At 59.8% G+C, this 4,027-nt stretch carries 3 protein-coding genes; all 3 read left to right on the top strand.

Going from position 1 to position 4,027, the window contains the following annotated elements; translation table 11 throughout:
• Positions 1-649 precede the first annotated feature (649 nt).
• Positions 650-946, top strand: a complete 297-nt coding sequence (locus tag EN993_RS32315; protein WP_127265826.1) for a DUF982 domain-containing protein — start codon at positions 650-652, stop codon at positions 944-946.
• A 150-nt stretch (positions 947-1,096) separates the two neighbouring features.
• Positions 1,097-2,989 carry a molecular chaperone HtpG gene (gene htpG / locus EN993_RS32310; RefSeq protein ID WP_127265824.1) on the top strand — a complete coding sequence of 631 codons (1,893 nt, stop codon included), beginning with the start codon at positions 1,097-1,099 and terminating at the stop codon, positions 2,987-2,989.
• 741 nt (positions 2,990-3,730) lie between these two features.
• The coding region (locus tag EN993_RS32305; RefSeq protein ID WP_109670956.1) for a DUF1236 domain-containing protein at positions 3,731-4,027 on the top strand (297 nt) is incomplete at its 3' end.

Here is a 4,027-nt window from a genome sequence, read left to right as displayed (position 1 = left end):
GCCTATGAAACCGAATGCAAGGAGGTCCTGGCTCCTCAACTCCTGGGCCTTCTCGAAGCGGCCGAAGCCGCCGGCTGGAACCGCCGCAAGGCTGCCTACACTCTCATGTTCCTGGCTGCAAAACAGTTGTCCTCGACGTCCGACGCATCCGCGGGAGGATGAAACTGGAGGTGGGACCTCGCTGTCGGGCGAGGGTCCACTTTTGCGGAATGCTACCTCTGACGAGGTGCACGGAGCATCGCCGGTCGAGAGGAGGAAAACGAAATGATTGCGGGACGATTTCGCGAATGTCTAAAAATCCTGAGGTGGAAAGCGACCGACCTCGCCGAAGAGCTTGGCTATCCGGAAAGCGAAGTCGCCACCTGGCTTGACGGACGAGCGCGCGCTCCCCTTGGCGTAGCCGCATGGCTCGAGGCTCTCGTCAAGGCTTACAAAACGCTGCCCCGGCCACGCCAAAACGCACAAGTCCTGCAGCAAGAGGAAAAAGGAAGCAACGTTCCGGAGATCAGGCTGCCGGCGCCGATTGCTGCACGGTCGACGGCGCGGGGGAGCCCGGCATTTCCTTTATTTCGCAGCCGGACTGCCTTCGCTGACAAACCTGATGTTAGACACGTTGCAGTCGCCACGCTATCGAATGGAGGCTCAAGTCATGGATCACATGCGCTTTGAAGAACCTGTCACGATCCTGGTTGGAATGGGGTTCCCGGTGACAATCGAGAACGCGAGCGAGGCGTACGCACTGCTCCAGGATTGGCCAATGACTAGCCGGAACGGCGCTCATACCGTCGCCCTCAACGCGTGCCGGGCGGCGATTGCCGGCGAGGTCGATGCCGAGACCGTGCGCGCGACCCTCATCGCCTTCGCTCGACGCAACGACCTGCTGGTGCCGAACATGATCTCGGCGACCAGGAGCCCTTCGGCCGCTCGTGTCCTTCGGGCGGATTGATCTGGAAGGGTCTTTTGCCTCTGGGCTATACGCTTGCGCTCGGAGCCCGCTCTGAAGAAACATAGCTGTCGAACAGCGAACGCGCGACGTGCGGCACGTCGGGAACGGCGCTGCGATTTGACCACAGGAATGATTGATTTAGGAATGCAGATGATGACGGATACGGCGGCAACCCAAACCAAGGCATTTGAGGCGGACGTCTCGCGGCTTCTCCATATAATGGTTCACTCGGTCTACTCCGACCGGGACGTCTTCCTGCGCGAGTTGATTTCCAATGGCGCGGATGCCTGTGAGAAGCTCCGCTTCGAGGCGATCGCTCGTCCCGAATTGCTGGGCAACGATCCGAAGCCGCGCATCACCATTTCGACCGATCCGGACAAGAAGCAGATCGTCGTGGAAGACAATGGCATCGGCATGAGCCGCAACGACATGGCGGAGGCGCTGGGTACGATCGCGAGGTCTGGCACGCGCGCCTTCATGGAGCGCGTCGAGGCCGGCAAGGCGACAGAGGACACGCAGCTCATCGGCCAGTTCGGTATCGGCTTCTATTCCGCCTTCATGGTTGCCGACAGGGTCGACGTCTTCAGCCGTCAGGCAGGGAACGACGAGGCTTGGCGTTGGTCATCCGACGGCAAGGGCACTTACGAAATCGCACCCGCCCCGCTTGAAGCCGCTCCAAAGCGCGGCACGCGCGTCGTGCTTCATCTGATGGAGGACGCGGCCTCATATACAACGCCGTATCAGCTGGAAGGACTGGCAAAATCGCAGTCCGGTCACGTGCCGGTACCGATCACGTTTGTCGAGAAGCCGGGCGCGGAACCGCGCGCCATTGCCGATGGCACGGCCCTTTGGGTCCGACCGAAGAGCGAAATCAAGCCCGAAGACTACACGGACTTCTATCGCGGCATTGCCGGCCAGTATGACGAGCCGGCCTCGACGATTCATTTTCGTGCCGAAGGAAGGCAGGAATACAGCGTGCTTGCCTTCGTGCCGGGCTCGCGTCCGTTCGACCTCTTCGACCAGGACCGCAAGGATCGCATCAAGCTCTACGTGCGGCGCGTCTTCATCACCGACGACGCCGATCTTGTGCCGCGCTACCTGCGCTTCGTGCGCGGCTTGGTCGATTCCGCTGACTTGCCGCTCAACGTCTCGCGCGAGATGATCCAGGAAAGCCCGCTGCTCGCCTCGATCCGTAAGGGCGTGACAAACCGCGTCCTGGGCGACCTTGAGAAGCTCGCGGAGAACGATGCCGAGGCCTATGCGAAGATCTGGGAGAACTTTGGCGTCGTCCTCAAGGAAGGGCTCTACGAGGACCACGAGCGACGCGAGCAATTGCTGAAACTCGCCCGCTTCCACTCGACCACCTCGAGTGAAGGCTGGCACAGCCTCGTCGACTATGTCACTGCGATGAAGGAGGGGCAGAAGGCTATCTTCTTCATGGCCGGCGACGACCGAGCCCGGCTCGAAGCATCACCACAGCTCGAAGGTTTCAACGCGCGTGGCATCGAGGTGCTGCTCCTGACCGACCCGGTCGACAGCTTCTGGGTAACAATCGCACCGGAGTTCGAGGGCAAGCCGTTCAAGTCGGTGACGCAGGGCGCGGCTGACCTTTCCGATATTGCGTTGCTCGACAATGCCATGAAATCCGACCCCGAAGCGTCATCGGAAATCGCGACGTTCCTGGCCTTCGTCAAGACAGCACTCGGAGACACGGTTTCTGACGTGAAGGCCTCTGATCGATTGACGGAAAGCGCGGTCTGCCTGGTCGCTCCGGAGCATAGCCCCGACCGTCAGTTCGAACGGCTGCTCAACGCCGCCGGTCGCCTCGACAGAACCGCCAAGCCAGTCCTGGAAATCAATCCGCGGCATAAGCGCATCGCAGCCTTGGCGAAACTCGGCAAAGAGGAGCGCGCCTTCCAGGAGGATGTGGCGCATCTGCTCTATGACGAAGCCCGCGTACTTGACGGCGACAAGCCAGCGGACGCCAAGGCTTTTTCGGAAAGACTTGCGCGGATCATTGACCGGAGCTTCTCTCGAAACTGATGCTGGCCGGTTCTCCGGATCGTTTGGCTTCGGGGCGCCGTCGCTGAGGATTGCGCCGGGCGTATCTACTCATTTGGAGCGGCAAGTCCACACTGCCCGCCACCAGACTTTAGAGGAACAACAATGGACGATGCGGCGCACTGGTATTGATTTCCACGGCGTCGCATGTTCGGCAGCCGAAGAGCCTGACCAGATCTTGGTGCATGGAATTATGACCCGGGCCGAGACGGCCAATAAGCGCAACGTCGAGCTTTGTCGACTTGCCGAACGTGGGTGGCTCTGTTGACATGCATGGGTTTCTCGATCGGCAAGAGTTTCGACATAGCGAACTCCGTTGAAGGGGTCGCCGCAACAAGGACCCAACAAGGAGCACAGTCCTTCAGTGGACGGGCTCGCTCTTATGAGTCTTCCTATTTTCATTGGAGGACTTCACGACAGCGCTCGTTAAATAATCCACCAGCCGGCGAGTGCGCAAAAGCCAACCACAGCCGCGAGGATCAATACTCCTTACCGGCTCTGCCATCGTGGCGGAGGGTCCGGCATTAAGCGGTGGGGATTTGCTCGGTTGTTCATTGGGCGAAGAGGGTCAGATCACATCGGGTTCCGCTTATCCGTGACCAGACCTTAGTCCCAAACCGGCTCCGACCGAAGCCCAATCCCGGGAACGTTTGCTGTCCTCCAAAGTTCGATTGGACTGACGGGCGACGAATTCGTCCGGGCAGTTTTGCAAAGGAGTAAATCATGAAAATACGTCTTACGGGCGCCGCTGCCGCGTTATTGCTTTTCGCCGGCGCTGGCGCCGTTGCTGCTCAGGATGTGGTCATCACGCCCGAACAGGATACCGTCATCCATGAGTATGTGAAGAAGCAGCCCCTGGCATCGCTGAAGGTTCCCGGCGTGGAACTCAATGTCGGGACAGCACTCCCCGATACAGTCGAGCTTCATGAAGTTCCCAATGTCAAATACCGCTACGTCGTAATCGACAACCGGACGGTTCTTGTGGATCCGGGCACCCGCAAGATTGTCAAGGTTTACGAC

The organism is Mesorhizobium sp. M7D.F.Ca.US.004.01.2.1, from assembly GCF_003997785.1.
Lineage (GTDB): Bacteria > Pseudomonadota > Alphaproteobacteria > Rhizobiales > Rhizobiaceae > Mesorhizobium > Mesorhizobium loti.
Note: the sequence above shows the minus strand (reverse complement) of the source record. Positions and strands in the feature narration are given on the sequence as shown.

Bases quoted from the DNA above. Each gene is read 5' to 3' on its own strand.
- EN993_RS32315 (WP_127265826.1), top strand. From the start codon at position 650: ATGGATCACATGCGCTTTGAAGAACCTGTCACGATCCTGGTTGGAATG.
- htpG (WP_127265824.1), top strand. From the start codon at position 1,097: ATGATGACGGATACGGCGGCAACCCAAACCAAGGCATTTGAGGCGGAC.